Annotated in this window: 18 protein-coding genes; 3 read left to right on the forward strand and 15 right to left on the reverse strand. The window is 49.4% G+C overall.

Annotated features, from left to right (window positions below; all coding sequences use genetic code 11):
- Positions 1 to 302: 302 nt before the first annotated feature.
- Both NNL21_RS02055 and NNL21_RS02060 read right to left on the reverse strand, forming a co-directional pair.
- Positions 303 to 818 carry a GrpB family protein gene (locus NNL21_RS02055; protein ID WP_204815790.1) on the reverse strand — a complete coding sequence of 172 codons (516 nt, stop codon included), beginning with the start codon at positions 816 to 818 and terminating at the stop codon, positions 303 to 305.
- Positions 819 to 877: 59 nt separating this feature from the next.
- Entirely contained in the window at positions 878 to 1,825 is a 948-nt protein-coding gene (locus tag NNL21_RS02060) for a helix-turn-helix transcriptional regulator (protein WP_204815791.1), read from the reverse strand.
- Between the two features lie 109 nt (positions 1,826 to 1,934).
- On the opposite strand from NNL21_RS02060, the gene NNL21_RS02065 reads away from it, so the two are divergent.
- Entirely contained in the window at positions 1,935 to 3,119 is a 1,185-nt protein-coding gene (locus tag NNL21_RS02065) for an MFS transporter (protein WP_204815792.1), read from the forward strand.
- A 108-nt stretch (positions 3,120 to 3,227) separates the two neighbouring features.
- Here NNL21_RS02065 and NNL21_RS02070 read toward each other — a convergent pair whose 3' ends face one another.
- From NNL21_RS02070 to NNL21_RS02095, 6 genes are all read right to left on the reverse strand, one after another.
- Positions 3,228 to 4,136, reverse strand: coding sequence for a sensor histidine kinase (locus tag NNL21_RS02070; RefSeq protein ID WP_256555010.1), 909 nt, complete (start codon positions 4,134 to 4,136; stop codon positions 3,228 to 3,230).
- 23 nt (positions 4,137 to 4,159) lie between these two features.
- Positions 4,160 to 4,918, reverse strand: a complete 759-nt coding sequence (locus NNL21_RS02075) for an ABC transporter permease (RefSeq protein WP_204815793.1) — start codon at positions 4,916 to 4,918, stop codon at positions 4,160 to 4,162.
- Positions 4,918 to 5,835 carry an ABC transporter ATP-binding protein gene (locus tag NNL21_RS02080; protein ID WP_204815794.1) on the reverse strand — a complete coding sequence of 306 codons (918 nt, stop codon included), beginning with the start codon at positions 5,833 to 5,835 and terminating at the stop codon, positions 4,918 to 4,920. The genes NNL21_RS02075 and NNL21_RS02080 overlap by 1 nt, the downstream gene beginning before the upstream one ends.
- 90 nt (positions 5,836 to 5,925) lie before the next feature.
- Positions 5,926 to 6,615, reverse strand: a complete 690-nt coding sequence (locus NNL21_RS02085) for a response regulator transcription factor (RefSeq protein WP_204815795.1) — start codon at positions 6,613 to 6,615, stop codon at positions 5,926 to 5,928.
- Positions 6,616 to 6,780: 165 nt separating this feature from the next.
- On the reverse strand, positions 6,781 to 7,725 hold the full coding sequence (locus NNL21_RS02090) for an aldo/keto reductase (protein WP_204815796.1): 945 nt from the start codon (positions 7,723 to 7,725) through the stop codon (positions 6,781 to 6,783).
- 102 nt (positions 7,726 to 7,827) lie between these two features.
- Complete coding sequence (locus NNL21_RS02095; RefSeq protein ID WP_204815797.1) at positions 7,828 to 8,664, reverse strand: helix-turn-helix domain-containing protein; 837 nt, start codon at positions 8,662 to 8,664, stop codon at positions 7,828 to 7,830.
- A 150-nt stretch (positions 8,665 to 8,814) separates the two neighbouring features.
- On the opposite strand from NNL21_RS02095, the gene NNL21_RS02100 reads away from it, so the two are divergent.
- The gene (locus NNL21_RS02100; RefSeq protein ID WP_204815798.1) at positions 8,815 to 10,236 is read left to right on the forward strand and encodes an endo-alpha-N-acetylgalactosaminidase family protein; all 1,422 of its coding nucleotides are present in this window, start codon (positions 8,815 to 8,817) and stop codon (positions 10,234 to 10,236) included.
- 111 nt (positions 10,237 to 10,347) lie between these two features.
- Here the strand turns inward: NNL21_RS02100 and NNL21_RS02105 are convergent, their stop codons facing one another.
- The 3 genes from NNL21_RS02105 to NNL21_RS02115 all read right to left on the reverse strand — a co-directional run bounded on the left by NNL21_RS02105 (position 10,348) and on the right by NNL21_RS02115 (position 13,902).
- Positions 10,348 to 12,009 carry an extracellular solute-binding protein gene (locus NNL21_RS02105; RefSeq protein ID WP_204815799.1) on the reverse strand — a complete coding sequence of 554 codons (1,662 nt, stop codon included), beginning with the start codon at positions 12,007 to 12,009 and terminating at the stop codon, positions 10,348 to 10,350.
- Between the two features lie 61 nt (positions 12,010 to 12,070).
- Positions 12,071 to 12,958 (reverse strand): carbohydrate ABC transporter permease, encoded by an 888-nt coding sequence (locus NNL21_RS02110; RefSeq protein WP_256555011.1) that lies wholly within the window; start codon positions 12,956 to 12,958, stop codon positions 12,071 to 12,073.
- Between the two features lie 14 nt (positions 12,959 to 12,972).
- Positions 12,973 to 13,902 (reverse strand): ABC transporter permease, encoded by a 930-nt coding sequence (locus NNL21_RS02115; RefSeq protein WP_373567514.1) that lies wholly within the window; start codon positions 13,900 to 13,902, stop codon positions 12,973 to 12,975.
- Positions 13,903 to 14,239: 337 nt separating this feature from the next.
- Between NNL21_RS02115 and NNL21_RS02120 the strand changes: the two genes are divergently transcribed.
- Entirely contained in the window at positions 14,240 to 16,402 is a 2,163-nt protein-coding gene (locus tag NNL21_RS02120) for an AraC family transcriptional regulator (RefSeq protein ID WP_204815800.1), read from the forward strand.
- A gap of 111 nt (positions 16,403 to 16,513) precedes the next feature.
- On the opposite strand, the gene NNL21_RS02125 is transcribed toward NNL21_RS02120, so the two are convergent.
- From NNL21_RS02125 to NNL21_RS02140, 4 genes are all read right to left on the reverse strand, one after another.
- Positions 16,514 to 17,395, reverse strand: coding sequence for a hypothetical protein (locus NNL21_RS02125; protein WP_204815801.1), 882 nt, complete (start codon positions 17,393 to 17,395; stop codon positions 16,514 to 16,516).
- A gap of 82 nt (positions 17,396 to 17,477) precedes the next feature.
- Positions 17,478 to 18,389 carry a DMT family transporter gene (locus NNL21_RS02130; RefSeq protein ID WP_204815802.1) on the reverse strand — a complete coding sequence of 304 codons (912 nt, stop codon included), beginning with the start codon at positions 18,387 to 18,389 and terminating at the stop codon, positions 17,478 to 17,480.
- Between the two features lie 91 nt (positions 18,390 to 18,480).
- Positions 18,481 to 19,341 (reverse strand): NAD-dependent epimerase/dehydratase family protein, encoded by an 861-nt coding sequence (locus NNL21_RS02135; protein WP_256555013.1) that lies wholly within the window; start codon positions 19,339 to 19,341, stop codon positions 18,481 to 18,483.
- 468 nt (positions 19,342 to 19,809) lie between these two features.
- Complete coding sequence (locus tag NNL21_RS02140) at positions 19,810 to 20,217, reverse strand: hypothetical protein (RefSeq protein WP_204815803.1); 408 nt, start codon at positions 20,215 to 20,217, stop codon at positions 19,810 to 19,812.
- Positions 20,218 to 20,219: the final 2 nt, after the last annotated feature.

Here is a 20,219-nt window from a genome sequence, read left to right on the forward strand (position 1 = left end):
CCTCCATAATCCCTTTATTTCATTTGAAAGCCTCATTTGTAGTTCTATATACGGAACTTAAGATATATATAGTTCCATGAATAGAATAGTAGAGACTTCTTTATATGTCAATCATTTCTTTTTTTGTGCGCCTGCGCAGAGAGCAGCGAGGACAAAGTGAAAATCAGACCCGAACGGCGGGCTCCCATGGAATAACGTGTTCAGAAGTGAAAGAAACCTTTCCTTGTGAAGGTGTGAGTCCACCAACAAAGGAAAGGTTTCTTAACCATCCATCTCAAGCTATAGCATGCTCCGCGCACCATTCAATTTGTTTCTTTCAATATCTTCGTAATGAACGCGGTCTTGTTGTCACAGTAACGATCAACATCAAATCGGTGCTGCTCCGCTAACCTTATTTTTAATTTCTGGTATTCGTTACGTGCCGTTTCATTTTTCCGCAAATAATCTCTAAAGGCGATGTGTTCCAGATATCCTTTTCCATCCTTCGGACAGACGTACAAATGATACTTCATATGTTCATCCTGAAACTTTCGTCGGAATGCTTCTCTTCCTTCTATCCCCAACGATCCTTGGTGTTCGTATCCCTGTTCTTCCAAGCGTTGAACAATAATCGGCAGCTTATCATAGCTATCCATGACAACATCCAGATCAATAATTGGTTTCGCCGATAAACCCTCCACAGATGTACTGCCCACATGCTCGACTCCTATAATCACGTCACCAATATAACAGACTATCATCTCTTTGATCTGTTCGAACGCTGTTTTCCATTGCGGATCATACGGGACGATTTCAACAACAGCCGTTTTTTCTGCCACTCGACTCACTCCCTATAATCGGATAAGAATCCATCGTAATCCTGTTATACATGAACCCACTAGCATGGATATCGTTCCAGCAGCTCAGAGAGCCTTCTCCGGATCGCTTCCTTCAATTCCGCCGGCTCTTCCAAGGTAACCTCACTTCCAAGTCCGATGAAGAAGTCCGTGTAGAAAGGGATATCCCCGCGGGACACGTCCTTATCGATCTTGCCGCTTCCGTCCTCGCGTACAAGCAGCATAGGTGCCAGCCAAAGCTCGGCTTCGCAGCGCTGAACGCCGGTTCGGCTCAGCTCTGCGCGAAGACGTACAGGCTCCCTTGGCTCTGAAGCTTCCCGCCTGCTGAGGTGAACGTCGCCCAAGTCGAGTGGTTCCGTCCCGGTCGCATCGTAGGCCGCATCACGAATCCGGTCGCACCGGAACACCCGGAATCCCTCGCGCAGAAAGCAGTAGGCCGTACAATACCAGAATCCATTGTTCGCGTAGATGCAGACCGGCTGAATCCGGCGGCTACTCACTCCCTCCTCCTTCGATTCGTATTCAACGAGGAGCACCTTCCGATGTACAGCCGCGTCAAGAAGAATGGCCAAGCAGGGGGCATCGCCCCGCCTTGTCGGCGTTATGAAGTCGACCCGGTTCTTCATGCCGTCGATTCGATCTCTCACGTCCCCGGGCATATGGAGATAGAACTTGCTCAGCGCCGAGGCGGATTCCGCTTCGAACGGCAGCGAGGCGTAATGACGCAAGGCATGCACCGCGAAGAACATCGCCACAGCCTCTTCCTCTGTGAAGGCGATGGGAGGCAGTACCCTTTCTCTTATGACCTGATAGCCCCCATGAGGACCCACCTCCGAGTAAAGAGGCACGCCAAGCTCGCTTAGCTCCTGCAAATCCCTCAGAATCGTACGCTTGGAGACGCCGAATTCGTCGGCGAGCTCCTGCACCTTGAACCGCCGTTTCCGGTTGACGGTCATCATCAGTTCCATCAGCCTTTTGGACTTGAGCATCCTGACTCCCACCTTTGTAATAAATAGATATATCAATGACAGGTTCTGTCACCATTATCCCTTACGATAGATACAGCAAGCAACATATAACCATTAGGAGTGATCAACCATGCGTAAATACACCGCACTATTCTTCCTCATCATGTTCATGATCGGAACCGATACGTTCCTTATTTCCCCCCTGCTCCCGACACTGCAGACGGAATTCGGCGTCTCGACAGGGATCGCCGGATGGATGCTCGGCGCATACACGCTCGGATCCGCCATATTTGCGCTGATTGCCGGACCTCTGTCCGACGGCTGGAACCGAAGAACCGTTCTGCTCTGCGGCTTGCTCGGATTCTCCGTCTCGACGATCCTGTGCGGCTTCGCGGACAGCTTCTGGACAATGTGCCTATTCCGCTTCCTGGCCGGCGTCAGCGCGGCGTTCACGGCACCTCAGGTATGGGCATCCATTCCCGCCGTCATGCCGGCGTCCAGCGTATCGAAGACGATGGGAATCGCCTTCGGAGGGCTAGCTGCATCCCAGGCGCTTGGCGTGCCGATCGGCAGCTGGCTCGCAGTCGCCCATTGGTCCGTTCCGTTCTGGACGATTGGAACCGCATCGCTGCTGCTCATCGCCGTTGCCTTCTACTCGCTGCCCGACATGAAGCCTAGCACTCGCGAGCGAACGTCAATCCTTGGGCGGTATGTCCCGCTGATCAAGAGCGGCAAGGCAAGGAGCGGCTTCCTAGCCTACCTGCTCCTTCACTTAGGGAGCGGTACCGCATTCGCCTTCGTTGGCAAGTGGATGGCCGATCGATTCGAGCTTCCCATTGGACAGATCGGTACTGTGATGATGTTCCTCGGATTCGGCACTCTGCTGGGAAGCATAATTAGCTCTTATGCAGCTCGAAAGCTAGGTCTAACAAACACGGTTGCAGCAGGAATGTCGATGCTTCTGGTACTTTACACGGTTATACCTCATTTTACGAGCCTCCCGATCGTGACGATCGTCTATCTGATCATTTTCGCGACGCTTGGGATCATCTTCCCTCTTGTCATGGGGGCGCTCACTTCACTGAACGCGTCCATCCGTGGCACGATCTCCAGCTTGGCCAACTCGACAATGAACGGTGCGAACACACTCGGAGCGTGGATAGCGGGCTTGCTCTATGTCCAGCTCGGCGGATATACGTCCATTGGTATCTTCTCCGCGGTCTGCCTGGCACTCTCGCTCGGTATGTTCCTGTACGGCGGCCTCTTGGGAAGTAAAACGGTGCAGACACGCGAGGAATCGGCATCTGCTTCTTAAGCTGAGCAAGACAAAGAGCAGTCCATCAGCGGTCATATACCGCCGAAGGACTGCTCTTGCTTTGCCACGCTGAACGAATGGGTTATTTCCAAAGCAGCAGCATCTAAATTATGCATCGTGATCCAGCCTCCACACGCATGTCATGGCAAGTTGATTCCCATGTAATTCTGCGGTCAGCTGGCCATTCATTTTCACCATCAAACTTTTGGCTATCGCCAATCCAAGCCCTGTTCCTCTGCCCGACCGGGAGCGGTCCGCCGTATAAAACCGGTCAAACAGGCTGCTCAGATCGCTTTGCGTCAAATGATTCGCTCTGTTGCGGATCGATAATGCAACCGTCGATTGATGTTTCTCCATACAGATCCAGATCGGTCCATCCGAATGTTGAAGCGCATTGGTTATCAAATTCTCGACCACGCGTTTAATGGCAGATTCGTCTGCAGTCAAGCGTATCTGTTCTTCGGATAGCTGGATAACCGCCTCTTCGCTGCGTTCATGAAGCCTGTCATAGAATCCCAGTAAGATTTCAGGGATCAGCACGTTCATATTTACCTTGTCCATGTTCAACTCGTAATCCACCGATTCGATGACGGATAACTCGAAAAATTCATTCAGCAGCGCTTGCAGCCTCTTCGTTCGGCTCTTGGCAATCGTCACATATTCTTGCTTCTCCTCTTCGGTTCCTTGATTCGATTCCAGAAGCTGAATATAGCCGAGAATGGACGTTAATGGCGTTCGCAGGTCGTGGGAGATATGGGAGATACTTTGTTTCAGCTCATACTCCGTCCGTCTTCGGAGCGCCTTGGCATCTGCAGCGGAATCCATCAGATGATTAATTTCGATAGCCAGCTGCTCAAGATCACGTTCAAAAAACCGAAGATCGACTTTCTTCCCCGTTAATCCCTGATTATAGGTATGTAGTTGATGATGAATTCGTTTCAATTCTTTCTTTAAACGATATAAACGGATGAGTGCAGCAACAGCTATCATACTTACAGCCACAACGAGATAAACCAATCTGCCCTCACCCGCTTCTCAAGTTACTTAATTTCTTTCCGTTGATATACCCATGCGTTCATGATTCCAAAACAGACGAATGTAATGATCGGGATGAGGATCATCCGAAGCAGCAGACTGCCATCAGGGGAAACGGTTCCGATATCGTACAGCAGCTTAAATACCGTGTAGCTATAGATCGTTTCAATAAAAGGAATATATCGGCCTGCTACGGCAAAGAACATGTCGATGAATAGGAAGAACACCATCGTAAACGCAATCGTTTTACCGCCCTCCGCCATGAACGTAGCGATCAGCGTGGCGATTGATGAAAACCCCGCCGCAAAAAGAACAAGCAAGCCAACCGTCCTTACGAAATACAACAAAATCGATTCATCGGGCAGCTCCCCAACCCCGGACAGCATCGTCGCAACAATACCATTGATTAAGGGAAACAGCAGGCCAAGAATGATGCAGCCCAGGGCGTACACAAGCTGCTTCGCTACGATTATCCTTCCTCTTGTATTGCCGCTTGCGGCGATGCCTTTCATCACGCCGGTCGTGTATTCGCTGGAAATAAAGAAGCCTGCCAGCACACACATCCCAATAATCATAATATAATTACCCAATAGCGCGCTCATCCACATTTCTATCCCGGTAGGTGGAGCTTCACCGTCCATTGTGCGGTCGATATGTTGAAAGATGGACCAGAATAAAGCGGAGGCCGAGATAATCAGGATGAGCGCCCGGAACGACCGATCCTTCCGCAGCTTATACCATTCCGATTGGATGAGATTATTCATTATCGCTCACCCCCGATCCGGCTCGTAAAATAAGCTTCCAGATCCTCGCCCATAGGCATGAATTGTTCGATCACCAGCCCCGCGGCCGTCAGTGCCACGGAAACTTTACCGGGTGTATCGACATATTGGTACAATTTGATCGTCCCGTCCGGCATGACTTCAAATTCGGCCGCTGCCAGCTCCCCTTCGATAACGGCAGCCGCCTTCGCAGCATCATTCACCTTAATATGCAGGTAGTGCTGGCATTTCCCGTTAAGCTCATTCGCCGACAGTTGTTCCAGCAATTCGCCTTTATGAATAATGCCATAATGGGTGGCCAGCAGATGAAGCTCACTTAAGATATGGCTTGATATGAGAATGGTAATACCATTTTCGCGATTGAGTTTTTTGAGAAGCTCCCTCATCTCGACGACCCCCATCGGGTCCAAGCCGTTCGTCGGTTCATCGAGAATCAGAAACTCCGGATCTCCAAGAAGGGCGATCGCAAGTCCCAGCCTCTGCTTCATGCCTAATGAGAAGTTTTTCGTTTTCTTCCTGCCCGTATGCTGCAGTCCGACCAAGGTCAATGTTTTCTCGATGCAGGCTTTGCCGGGGATGCCTCTCAGAAGACGGTGGGTCTCCAAATTTTCAAGTGCCGTCATATTCGGATATAAAGCCGGGCTTTCAATGATCGAGCCGATTCGTTTTCTCGCTTCGCTTAGATCCTGTGCATCCTTCTTGCCAAACAATTCGATGAAACCGTCTGACGGACTAGCCAGCCCACTGACGATACGGATCAATGTTGATTTACCCGCACCGTTCTGTCCGATAAAACCGTAAATCGCGCCTTTTCTGATCGACATGTTCACGCGATGAAGCGCATAGTCCTGCTTATAGACCTTCGTTAAATGATTCGACTTTAGTACATATTCACTCATGGCCTCACTACCTCTCTCTTGGGGATAGCTTCATTATGGGAGGTAAGACATAAGCGATTATAAAGCGATGATTAAGAAAACCTTAAGTTGCTATTTGAGCCGGTACCCCATACCCCATAACGTTTCGATATAATCCGCTTCGGGATTTGCCTTCGATAGTTTATTGCGCAGATTGCTGATATGGACGTTAATCGTATTGTCGTCCCCTACGAAAGGATCCTCCCATACGGTCTCGAATAAATTCGCCTTAGAGAATACTTTTTTCGGATAGGACATGAACAGCTCCAGAATGGCAAATTCCCTTGCCGTCAGTATCACTTCCGATTGGTTGATCGTTACGGTCTTGGAATCCTTGTCCAGCTGAATGTCTTTATATTCGATTCGATTACTGGGAGCCATGCTCGTCAAACGGCTGTATCTTCTTAGGTGGGAGTCGATTCTAGCCGACACTTCTTCGATATCGAAGGGCTTCGTAATATAATCATCCGCACCGATGCGCAGAGCGGCGACTTTCGTCTGCTGCTCTCCTTTAGCAGAAATGACGATAACCGGCGTCGAGCTCTTCTCGTTGATATCAGCTAGAAGCTCCTCTCCCGTCAGACCCGGAAGCATCAAGTCTAGCAGCACCAAATCCCATGCTTGTCTTTCCAGATAGAGCATCGCTTCCGTTCCGGAATAGGCTGCTTGAGGAGCGTAACCGCTGTTCTTTAAAATCCTGCACAGCAATTGATTGATGTCATTATCGTCTTCAACCACTAGTATGTGTATGGTTCTATCCAATACTCTCACCTGCTATCTGTATCATTCAGAAAAGATATTTTCGACTAGAAGCGTTGCTGACTCTTTCGCGGAGCTCGCGCGGAGCCACTTCCAAGGAAATTGGTCATTTCTTTACTTTACCACAAAGGCACCCGAATGGGTGCCTTTCATTCAGCGGGATAAAAGTTAACCGCGGCGTGCCGTGTTATATTCCGGGCGGCCGCTCACCCATGATTCATTGTGAATCGGCGCAAGCAAGTCAAGCACTTCCTGGAGAAGCCTGCTGTCGATCGGCTCGTCGGTCCACATAATATTTTTCAACATGTTGGCTGGATTCGCCGTGCTGACCAGCGTTGTTGGTATCCGATCGTTCATAGTGGAAAATTGTATCGCCAGTCTGGCAATATCCGAGCCTTGCGACACGCAGTAGTCGGCGGCTGTCTTGCATGCAGCCTTCAGATCCGCGCTCGCCAAATGCCATTCCGGCGTGCTGCGTGTGCTGAGCAGCCCCATGGATAGCGGCGAGGCGTTCACGAGTCCGACGCCTCGCGTTTCCAGCAGCGGCAGCAGTTTCAGCAGTGATGTATCGTTCAAGCTGTAGTGACAATACGAGAGGATCGTATCCACTTCGATTTGCGGAAGCAGCGTTTCGAACAGCTCCAGCGGCAGGCCGCTGATGCCGCCAAACCGGATTTTCCCTTGTTCCTTCAACCGATGCAGCGCGGGAACCGCTTCTTCAATTATGATATCTGCCGGAACGAACTCTATATCATGCAGAAACAGCATATCGACGTAATCCGTGTGCAGCCGGGCCAAGCTCTCCTCGAGGCTGACAACGATCTTGTTGGCGGTAAAGTCGAACATGTCCACGCCGTAACGCCCCGCCTTGGTAGACAATAGAAACTTGTCGCGAGGGAGTTGACGAATAGCTTTGCCCAATACGGCTTCGGCCTTGGTCAGGCCGTAATACGGTGAAACGTCGATATAGTTGATTCCGGCATCCATAGCGGCATGCACTGTGCGAATACCTTCGCTGTCATCCGTCTCACGGAACACCGATCCGAGGGAAGAGGCCCCGAAGCTAAGAACGGAAACGTCCAATCCGGTATTGCCCAATTTCCGGTATTTCATTATACGATCACCCCGTCTTAGATAATGGCGACTCGTGGAATCTATTCGTTTCCTTGCGCGTATTGACCTGCTGTGTCCTTCATTCGCCGGTCAAATCCTGAATCATCGGGCTGTCCTATCCGCCTTCATCATCAAATATTGTCTAGGGGTGCAGCCCCATCTTCGTCGAAACAGCTGTGCAAAATGATTGGGATCACGGAAGCCGACAAGCTCGGCGATATGCTTGACCGGCAGTCCGGTCCGCCCCATGAGCCGAACGGCTTGATCGAGGCGATATTCATTCAAGAAACGTCCGGGCGATTGCCGGAGTCCTTCTTTGAACAGCTTGGAGAAATAGCTTCGCTCCAAACCGACATGCTCCGCCATATCTGTCACTGTCATAGGAGCGCCGTATCCGGAGTGAATAAACTCAAGCGCTTGATGAATATAGTCGCTCTGAGTGGGCTGCTGCTCCTCGCCTGGCTGCAGCCAACCCTTCCCTGCTTGCAGGAGAAAATGAGAACAAAGATTGTATAGCAGCGAATAACAATACATGTCCGAAGAGATGGATTGCTGACGGCTGTGGTAGAACAGCTCGCGGAACCATGTTTTCATCCCGGCACTTCGGAATCCGCTTACGATCGGCGTTTGAGGCGTTATTCCGGCGGAGCGGAGCAGTTTATCTAATTCAAAGCCCTGAACGCCGAACCAGCACAGCGTGCTCTGCCGTTCTGCTATAAAACAGCCCATTTGATTCGGAAAAATGACGCAACCTTCACCTGAGCCAAGTGTATACCTAACTTGCTGTGACTTAAAGTGAATTTCCCCTTGTATGATGCAATAAATAACGTACTGACCGTTGGCTGGATATACCCAGCTTGTGCCGGCACTCCTTTTACCACAGCCCCAATGAGCAAGCTGAAGCAATAAGGCTTGCGCTTGCGGCAGCCACCTTTCCACTACATTCAACCTCCCCCGAGAACTTAAATTCAAAACACATTTGACCGCTATTTCCTCACAAATGGGGATTTGAATCCAATACCGGTTACGGTATGTTATCGATATACCCTTTCTTCCTTACCTATTCCACTATAAAGGAGAGAACCACGCATGACGGCTTACGAACAAACCGCCTCCTGGCAAGCGACCTCCGGCGAATATTACGACTGGACGCAAACACGCCTTCCCGAACGCCCTTATATACACGATTACAGTCGAACACTGACCACGAAATTGGCCTTGTCCGTCCCGAACCCCGATGGCGGTTCCCGTGTGTTTAACACCTTCGAGCAAGCACTTGGAATCATTCAGGAGACGGACCGTCTTACAAGGGGCATCCCCAAGATCCTCTACCTGGTCGGTTGGCAATACAACGGACATGATGACAAATATCCGGCGATGGATGAAGTCAATCCCGCCCTGAAGCGTGCTGAGGATGCGACTGCAAGGGACAGCTACCTATGGCTCGTTCGCGAAGCGAAACGCTGGAATACGACCGTCAGCGTCCATGCCAATGTGACGGATGCTTACGACGACAGTCCGCTATGGGACACTTACGTCCGTAACGAGCTCATATCCCGCAACGAAGACGGCGCTCTGATGCAGATCGGTTGCTATAATGATAAGGCCGCCTACCAGATCTGTTACAAGCATGAATGGGAGCTTGGCTTCGCCGTGCAGCGCATGGAACGGCTGATCGATTTGCTGCAGCTGGAGCAGGTCGGCACCGTTCATTTTGACGCCTATTTCCCGAGAGCGAATGTGTACCACAACATCTCGCAAGAAGAAGAAACGAGCTATATGCGCCGCTTGATCCGCTATATGCGCAATCGGGGCATCGACGTCACGAGCGAAAACTTCAATCATCTGCGCATCGATCCGCTGCTCGGCCTGCAGCCTTGGACGTGGTGGTTCGATCAGAACCAAGAAGAGCATTTTGTCGAGCGTCCGGCCGCTTTGTCATGCGGTGCCATCATACGCGACTATTCCCAGTCAGGCATACCTCTCCGGCATGATCTGATGTTCTTGTTCGGAGCATCGATGCACGGTGAAGATATTTACTCTAATCATTCGGGTGAGCCGTCGAGAGAAAAGTGGCATTCGGATTTCCTGGAGCAATTTTGCCTGACCACCCTGACCTACCAGTTTTTGAATACACATGACCGTCTGCGGCTCGAAGGCAAAGACGAGGAACGCGTCATGTATTATTCGAACGGCTTAAGCGTCCATCTGGCCGATCGAACCGTCCGGCAGGACGGACGCATACTGCGTGAAGGCGACGATGGATGCATGCCCGCACTTTGGGCGAAATCGCCGGAAATGATCGCCTACAGCAAAAGCGGCTATCTCTCCCGGCATTGGACATTACCGCCGGAATGGGACGATGTTACGGAAGCGGATATATACGCCATCGATGCTGCCGATAACGCCCTCCCCCTTCAACGTGGAGTACGGATTGACGATAGGACGATCGACCTCCGGCTGCCACCGGCTTCGGCAGTCTCTATCGTACCATCTGCCAATACCCGATAACGTGCCGAGCCAGGCTATTGTCTCCTTATCGATCGTTCTATCGTCTTGTTAGCGGATCCGAGAATAAGCCCGACAGCCGTTTAGTGAGCTGTCGGGCTTCCTTGTGTCACACTATTTGATTGCCAGTTCGTTCATACTGTCGACAATGGATTGATAGTCGCCGATTTTTGTCAGCTCATCCTGGAATGCACTCCATTCGTCGAAGTTTCTTTCGCCAAGAATGAATTTGGAGAGATTCTCGTCCAAATAGGTTTTCACGGCGGTCATCACTTGCGCTTTCTTCGCTTCATCTTCCTTGCTCAGACGAATGACCGGTGCAAGATCCCAAGTAGGAATCGCGGATTTTCCGCTATGGAATTTACCTGTTCCTACGAATGGATTCAAGCTCTCATACTGACCTTTTCCATAGAATGGCATATCCTTATAGCCAGAAACGTCCGGCGCATGGTTTTGCGGCGCAAAGACAAAGCCTTGACGCGTAACCCCTTCGCCATACCATTCTAGTTTGGCATTCTTCACTTCCTCGGAAGGATCCATAATTCGCACTCTCTTGCCATCCTTCACTTCGTAGTTCATCCCTTCAATACCCCATGTCATGAGATCGATCATTTCGGGAGAGTATTGATAGTCCAGCAGCTGCACCATAATTTCGGGATATTTGGTTTTGGCGGAAATCATCGTGCCATAATTCGGATATGCCGTTAAACCCGGCAATGCCGCACCTTGCATCCACGGTTCGCCGTATTTCTCATTCTTCGGCAGAATGGCTGCACCCCACTCGATTCCTTGTTCCGGGATCGAATATTGCTCCCACCACCCGAGCCAAGCGAACGGAATCATGAAGGATTTGCCTGTTGTCACCTTCTGCTTCAGCTGATCCTGTGATTGGGTCAAAAACTCGGGATCAAGAAGCTTCTCCTTATACATCCGATGAACATACATGATGCCTTCTTTAAACGCTTCTTCAGTTGGTCCATACACGAATTTCTCACCGTTCCAATAGATATCGCCTTTCGTGTGGTTCGTGTAGTAGAATGTTTCATGGAATGGCGGCCATTCCTGCGCATTCACAGGATACACGTCCGGGTATAACTCTTTCAGCTTGACCGCTGCATCGTAGAACTCTTCCCATGACTCGGGCACTTTAATATTATGTTTCTTGAATATATCAAAGCGGTACAACGATCCGTATGCCGAATCGACCATGCCTGTATCGTTCTGGAATCCGTCACCGAAGAAGAACATTTTGCCTTCTGGTGTCTGCAGGGTCTTCTCCGCATATTGGGTCGATTCCAGAAATTTCTTGTAGTTCGGTGCATACTCGTCAATGTATGGCGCAATATCGAGCAATGCCCCCTGATTGCCGAATTGAAACATGATTTCCGCATCCTTGGTACCGCTCAGAATGTCCGGCACGTCGCCGCTGGCCAATTGCAGCTTGAGTTTCTCCGGATAGTCATCGCTGTGAACATAAGTCCACTCGATATCCAGCTTTTTACCGATATGGGCCTCCATTTTTTCCAACCATGCCTTATAAAGCCCTGTGTTCGACGGATCTTCTCCAAAACTGGACTGGAACGCACGCAATTTGATGACTTCCGGCTCCGCGCCTGCTTCTGGCGCATCTTTGCCTGCCTCCTTCGTTCCTTCAGAGGCTTCACCGGTTTTCCCCGTGTCTTCTGCTGCCGGCTTGTCTTCCCCTTTGCTGCAGCCCGCCATGGCGAGCGATGCAATCAGCAGCAAACTAATTACGAGCACAATGGTTCGCTTCAAAACATTCCCCTCCTGCTTTCATTATAATTTGTTAATCTATAGGAAGACAGATTAACCCAGGTTAACCTTTGACCGAGCCGACGAGCATTCCCGTCACAAAATGCCGCTGCACGAACGGGTAGACGAATAGGATCGGCAGGATCGTGACGATAACCGTCGCCATCTTGATATTCTTCGGATTGACATTATGCATCTCCACATACCGCTGCAGACCGCCATGATCATTCATATCCTTGAGCTCGACAATCATCCGGCGCAGCAGCATCTGGATCGGGTGAAGCCTCATATCATTGAGATAGATCATGGCCTCAAACCACATATTCCAGAACCCCACCGCCCCGAACAGGGCAAATGTCGCGAGCAGCGCTTTGGACAAGGGCATATAGATCCGGAATAAAATCTTCATATCGTTCGCGCCGTCCAAGTAGGCGGACTCCCGCAGTTCTTTCGGTATTTCCTGAAAGAAGGTACGGAATATAATAATATTGAATGCGCTTAAAGCGCCGGGAAGCACGATCACCCATAACGTATCAAGCAAGTGCAAATTACGTATGAGCATATAGGTCGGTATAAGACCTCCGCCGAAAACCATCGTAATGATCACGAAGATGGTCAACGGTTTACGCAATACGAAATTGCCCATCGATAACGGATAGGAGAACAAGGATGTCAGCAGCAATTGCAATACCGTTCCGACCAAGACATAGATAAGCGTGTTCTTATACGCTCTCAGCAAATCGTTGCTCTGGAAAATAAAGCTGTAGCCATCTATCGTAAAGCCCTGCGGATACCAGCTTATTTTCCCCTGCGCGATCAAATCCGGATCGCTTAAGGAAATCGAGAACGTATTCAGCAGCGGATACAGCATAATGACACAGAGTGCGACCATCAGGGCATAATTGAACACATCGAACATTCGTGAACCCAGACCCTCGTTGTATGTTTTCAAGCCTTTTCACCTCCTCACCATAAACTGTTTTCTGACACTTTTTTGGAAATATAGTTGCCGCTCGTAATGAGCACGAAGGCAATCAATGACAGCATCAAACCGACTGCGGAGCTGTATTCGTACTGCGTGCCCATGATGCCCAGCCTGTACACATAGGTTTCGATGACATCTGCCGTCTCGTAAATATTCGGATTGTACATCAACAGCACTTTCTGAAAATCCGTCGATAAGATCGAACCCAGCTTCATGATCAGCATGACTGTCGTAGCGGGAACAATCGCCGGCCAAGTCACATAACGGATGCGCTGCCACCGGTTCGCACCGTCGATGACAGCCGCTTCATATAGAGCGGAATCGGCTCCGGTGATCGCAGCCAAATAAATAATGGCCCCCCAGCCCAACTCCTGCCAGATCGACGAGCCGATGAACAACGACCGGAAATTGGCGGAGAAGTTCAATAAGGGTACCGGATCGACGCCGAACCATCCCATTACATGATTAATGATCCCGTCCATGGAAGCGAATTCATGAACAAAACCAACGATGATGACCGTGGACAAAAAGTGCGGGAAATAGGTGATCGTTTGCACGGCTCTCTTAAATAGTGTGATTCGCAATTCATTCAACAGCAGGGCAAAAACGATGGGAGCCGGAAATCCGAAGATCAGCGAGTACAATCCGAGCAGCAGTGTATTCTTGATGATCCTCCAGCTCATCGGACTATCGAAGAAAGCCTGAAAATGCTTTAGCCCCGCCCAAGGGCTTCTCAGAATTCCGTCCATCGCGTTAAAATCCTTGAAGGCGATCAAAATGCCGTACATAGGAAAATATTTAAAAACAAGCATTAATACAAACCCCGGCAGCACCATCATGATTAAATAACGCTGCTTGATGCACCTGCGCCAGAAGCTGTTTTTGCTTACAACGTTCCCGTTCAACTTCACCCCTCCTGAATATTCGATCTATAGAGCCCCGGGTCATTGCACCCCCTTGGTTGTATGGGGCCGTGAATTCAACATAACCTTCGGTAAGCGCTTCCACAAGAATCACTATTTCATATCGTTTTCAAAATTTCAGATTGTGCCGGTAGTCATTCATTCATCTGCTTGCCGTTTCTTCAAGTTCCTGTTCTTGTCCAACAATGCGAATTTTTAATATCGTTTTCAATAATTCATATTTCCGGCTGCGCCCTGTTGAACTACGGTAATCCACTCCACTATAATGAGCGTAAACCGTATGTAACAACATAAATGGAAGCGGTTTCAAAAAAGGGGTAATGGCATGCATCACTCCGTAAGCTCGGTCATCCGCCGGTTTAGACAGAGCAGTGTGATCAAGAAGCTTCTGCTCGCCAATCTGGTCTTTATGCTGTTGTTATCCGGTATCATGGTGTACAACTATACCTATTTAAAGGAGGGCGTAAAACGTCAGGTCCTGCAGACAAATCAAGAGTTTCTCAGCAAGCTTTCGGGCGACCTGTTTGCAGAATGGCAGCAAATTCGCAATGCCGCATACAAATTGAGTGTAGATCCGAAGAGCAAGCTGATTGCCAATTATCCAAGACATGCAGGCTCTTACTACACCAAAATGTTAGATTTCAAGGAAACACTAACAGAGAAAAACCTTACGCTTCCTTTCCGCTCACAGCTCATGGTGTATTTACCCGGTCAGAATCTCGTCGTCGGGAGCGATGGAACGCGCGATCTTGACGTGTTCTATACCACCTTCGGCACAGTCAATCCGGATTTCTCTTGCCGTTGTTTCCATCAAGGGGATGACATGGAGAATGTATATTTCTACGATAAAACAATCATCTATACGTACAGGGTGTTCCCGGAGGGGTATATATTTGTCCAGATTGACAAGATGTCCCTTCAGCTCTATTTAAAAAATCAAACGAAATTGCTCGACAACGTCATTCTGCTGTCCAGCCCATCGAACCGAAGCATCGTCAGCACGCATGCCTTAAGCCCAGCTCTCATCAACCAGCTGCAAGGGAATCCGGAGCACATCGCGATCAACGATAAGACGTACACACCGATTCAGCAAGCGAACGACATGCTGGTATTGACCACCCTCTTCTCGGATAACAGCATGCAGAAGCAGCTCAATACAGCCAATGCCTATGCGTTCTGGCTCTTCTTCGTCTTTCTCGCCGTCAATCTCGGCTTTCTATTCGTGAATTGGTCGATGTATCGACCGCTGCGCCGGATTGCCCTGGCATTATCGGAGTATCAGCCTTACTTCTCAAGCCGCAACGAATTCGAAATCATCAACGATACTTTCACTCAGATGAATTCGGCTACGTTATCCATGCAGCAAACCTTGGCCGATCAGTCGTCCATCATGGAGCATCATGCCCTGCTTCGTCTCATGGCCGATCCGACACAAGACCTTCATCCAAACGTATCCCGGTCATTGAAGGAGAAGTTCGACAGTTATGTCATTCTCGTACTAATCGAAGAAAACAACAAAGGCGTCCAGCAATGGAAGATCGCACCGCAGCTGGAGATGAGATTAAACCGGTCCCATCCTTGCATCCGTCTGTACGACCGAAATGAGATGACGGTATATATAGTATCCTGCAATGATCCTCGGGACGTCGCCGATATCGTCGATACTATCATGGATACAGTGCATGTTGACGGTGAATTGTCGTTATGCGGCATAAGCGCGGTTCATGACCACTTGCAGGAGATTGGCTCCGCTTTTCGAGAATCCATTCACGCCATTCATAAATTTGTTCCGGACATCGACCGTTTGCGAAGTACCGTCCTTTACCGTGCGGGCGACCGCGACAAAGAGTCCATGGTCCAATTATCGATCGATAAGGAACAGGAACTCGTCAATTACACGCTTAAAGGAAATAAAGACGCGGTCTCCGTCTTTTTCAGCGGCATCTTGGGCACGCTGCATTCCCTCACTTTCGAGCAGGTACGTAACCGGTTAAGATACTTGCATGATTTGCTGATGGTACTCGCAGGAAGCAAGAAAATTGAGATCGAACAACTGTGGGACATACCGCCGGATTGCTTCCGGTCGTATCATATCGCGTACCTGTTCTATCGGATTCGGGAAGGGTACATCATCGTAGCCAAAATGTCCGAACGTCACTCTGCTACGCTGCAGCAGCAAATCGAAGCGTACATTCACTGCCATTATGCGAATCCCGACTTATCCTTAACACGTATTGCCGATCATCTTTCGATTACGCATGTATATCTGTCAACATATTTCAAGAAACAGTCCGGCTATAATTTGAACGCTTACATCCATTCCGTCCGGATTCAAGCGGCGATTCAATTGATGCAATCCCGGCCGGATATGACCATGAAAGACGTTGCCGATGAAGTAGGCTATACGAATGCAGGCACCTTCATCCGACATTTCAAGAAAATATCCGGGACGACGCCGACGCAGCATGTGAAGCTTCAACAGGAATGAGCATCTTAAGAGGAGGAGTCTTGATCCTAGAAAGAAAGACCATCCTACACAAAGGATGGTCTTTACTTTAAGGCAAATGCGGTAACGTTGACTGAACTGTTCCCGTTCGTTTTATCCCTGATCAAGCTGCTCTATCGAAATCTTGTGATAGGATGCTAAAGTGATCAGACTCCTTAGCGTTCTACAGACTCTCCATTCTAACCTCGCCATTTCACCAGGCGGCTCCCACAGAATGGGCCAGCCGCCATCTTCCTCTTGTTGTGATTCCAGCGCCTCTAAATGATCCTGAATGATCTTATCGGAGAAAATCCTTCTGCAGTAGGAATCTGAGGCTGGAGAGAAGTCTAGCGGAGTGAGCCCATAGGTTCGAGACGGGGCCTCTAAACAGAAGAAATCCGCTTGATAAAGTTCATCGGACAGTTTCGTGTAAATCATCTGTGTATCATCGGTTTGAGGTAAGCTTTCAAGAAGGCAAAATGCATTTAATAGTGTATGTGAGTCCTTGTATCGTGTGGAAGAGATATCACTCAAACAGATGTCTACTGCTTGCTCCAACCAAGGATGCTGAATGCCCTGCCATTGTAATAGACCAACGATGCTCGTAAGCCTGCTAAACGACGCTAATTCTGATTGCGGATTATTCCAATGCTCAGCCCGGGGATAGCTGCCTGAAGAAGCCGTTATCGTGACAATTCCCTGATTCAAATCTGCATGCCGTGATACGTAGTCGCAAACTTTGAAGGCTAAATCTGCATCTTGTATTTTCGCATCGTATAGCGTTCTCAGGCCAAATTCGACATAGAGAGGCTGACTTTCTGGTGTGCGCAAATCCGGTTCCAGCGCATGCCCGAATCCGCCATCTTCATTCTGATAAGCCTTCATGGCATCCAATACGCTGCTCTTGGATCCCCCATAAAAGAAATATTCGAAAATTCTTCTTTCTAAAAGTCTTCCATTACTCCAAATGAAATTTGCGGCCTTCTCTACGTTCATAAGCCACCTCCAAGAATATGGGTCATCACTATATTTTGCAGCAAGGCGCCCAATTAGGTGAGGCACCATCTTCGATGAAGCCTTATTGCTCTTTGGAATAATTATGCTTGTACCTCGGTGTTTTCCTGACTGTTCGGCGTGGTATCGAAAAATTCAACAGTAAGATCCCAGCCACAAATATGAATGTCCCGCTCATGATGTAAATGGTTATGGGGTCTTGGAAAAACAAATAGGACCACAATATTGTAAACAGGACGGTACAATTGCCCGCGATCGCGACGACCGCGAAGGGTACCCGTTTGATTCCTTCCGCGAACCAGAAGAAACTAAGACCTGTAATCACCCCAAGCAGCACCAGCGCCCCCCATGCCGACACCGTAATCGGACCGGTAAAACCGTCAGATTGGATCGGAATCGGAACGGCAACTATGATGGCACTCATGGCGAATATAGATAAGTTCATGTTACCGTTATCAATGGTCTCCAGCAGCATCCGCTGGCTTAATACGTGCACGGCAGCACCGATACCGGAAAGCGTGAACAGCAGCGTCGTTAATCCGCTTCCACTGGCAAGCTCGTCTAGCGGCGTACCATTCCAACTGACAACAATGACACCAACAACGCACAACGCTGCAGAAACCCAGCCCCGCTTCGAAATCTTTTCCTTGAACAGCAATCCCGCTGCAAACAATAATACGACGGTCTGAATAGGCTGAACGAGAATATTGCCATAGGAATAACCGATTTTCAAGGCTATATTTTCAAACACGTAATTAACCGCCTTAGCCACTGCCCCTATCCAAATCCATTTCATCCCCACGCGGATTTGAATTTTACCATCACGAATATAGAGAAAAATCGCAAGACAGATGATGCCGAAAAAAAAGCGCGCAAACGAAATGATGGCACTGTCCACCATCATCGATGCTGTTTTGACTAGAACTCCGACGAAGCTCCATGCTACTGTCGCCAGCAGGAGTAACAAATAACCCACGAAGGTGCACCTTCTTCACAGATAAATTCAAATAAAAAAAGAGAATCCCTCTCTAACAGCTGCGAGATCCGGGAACTCTCTTATCAATCGATTACTTGCCAAGCTGCTCGCGCCACGTGTATTTCGGCTCCCAGCCGAGTACTCTCTTGGCTTCATCGCTATTGAGCAGTGCTTCATACCCCTCAAGCGGAGCGCGGAAGTCGGTCACTTCCGGATATCGCGTAGCCATCAGTTCACGGCTGGGAACAGCCATGCTCGTCTCATTCGCCCCGAGATTAAGCGCAACGGAACCAAGCCCCTCCGCTTCAATCGCAAGACGGCAAGCTGCTGCCGCATCCCGGGTATCAATGTAACTCCACAGAATCCGTTCGCGCTCCTCTGGATGATGGATCCAGGACGGGAACCGCTCATACCACTCCGGTGGTATAACGTTGCCAAGACGCAGCGACACGACTTGAATGCCGGATCTGCGGAAGAACATATCCGCTGTCAACTCGTTGACGATCTTGGACAAGCCGTAGCTGTCCTGAGGCAGCTGCGGATGCTCTTCATCCATGGGCACATATTGCGGACCGAACGGATGCACGGCGAAGCAAATTCCGTACGAAGATTCACTCGAGGCGATAACCGCTTTCTTGATTCCGAGTCCGGCCGCCGCTTCCAGCACGTTGTATGTAGACATGACGTTGTTGCGAAACGTCAATTCAGGCGGTACCATCCCCGCTCTGGGAATTGCCGCCATATGAACGACTGCTTCCGCTCCGGCCAGCGCGCTATAGGTTTGGCCTAGATCTTCAAGATTCACAATCAGCGTGGAGCACATCGGCTCCTCCGGTTGGCGTGTATCGACGTTTAGCACCTCATAGCCGTGCTCGACCAGATCCTTGACGACCCATTGGCCCAGCATACCGCTTCCGCCAGTGACGACTACTTTCTTACCTTGATTAGTCACCCCAATCTTCCCCTCCCTATCTCAGCTGCTCGGCAGTTACCCGTAATCTTCTCTATTATCAACGTACGCCCTGACTAAGCCTAATAAATCTTTGCTCCAACGCTAACAGATCTAGCTTAACAGACTTTGTTTATTCGGTAAATCAATTCGAGCATTCTCAATCGCAGATGAACTCTTGAGCACGCCGAACCTATCAAGAATCTCCATCTCTGCACTGATTATCGGGCCCGGTCCCCTGAAACAGCCAAAAGCCCCCGGTCCGTTAAGGTCCGGGGGACTTCTGTGATTCAAGTAAGTGGAAGCCTTTTTAATGATCCAATTTTGCTTTTCCTCGCCACAATTAAACCCTTTAATAGAACACCATAAGTCGCTTCACTTGATTCTATTATATGCGACATCGGCTTGTTTCACAACTTAAATTTAACATTTTTGTTATTTAATACTATACCCATACAATGCTCCGACTGCTTAGGAAAACTTCGTTTCGATCGGTTGCAGCTGATTATTCACGACATAACAGACATTGGTTTTCTTGTCACAGATCGACCAATTCTCCTCCTGACCATTCTCGCACCCTGGTGTCAGATCGCACATCACTCGCAGCTCCCTGCCGCTTGCGAATCTCATGACGAAATCATAAAAACCGTCCATGTTCATCGATTGAATGCGGTCGCCCTCTAATTCTTTGATTCGGATCAGATAGCTTTCTTGATCGTTCCATCCGCATAGGATGGAATCCGAATCGTTCAATCGCCAGCAGCAGTATAAGAAAAGCACGTAATTATGGTCGGCCTCAATAACGACCATGGAGCCGTTCGATCCGCCTGCGATGACCTCATTGACTGTGGAGCCGATTAAGTTCTGGACAATCTCCATCT

Source organism: Paenibacillus mendelii, from assembly GCF_024498075.1.
Lineage (GTDB): Bacteria > Bacillota > Bacilli > Paenibacillales > Paenibacillaceae > Paenibacillus_Z > Paenibacillus_Z mendelii.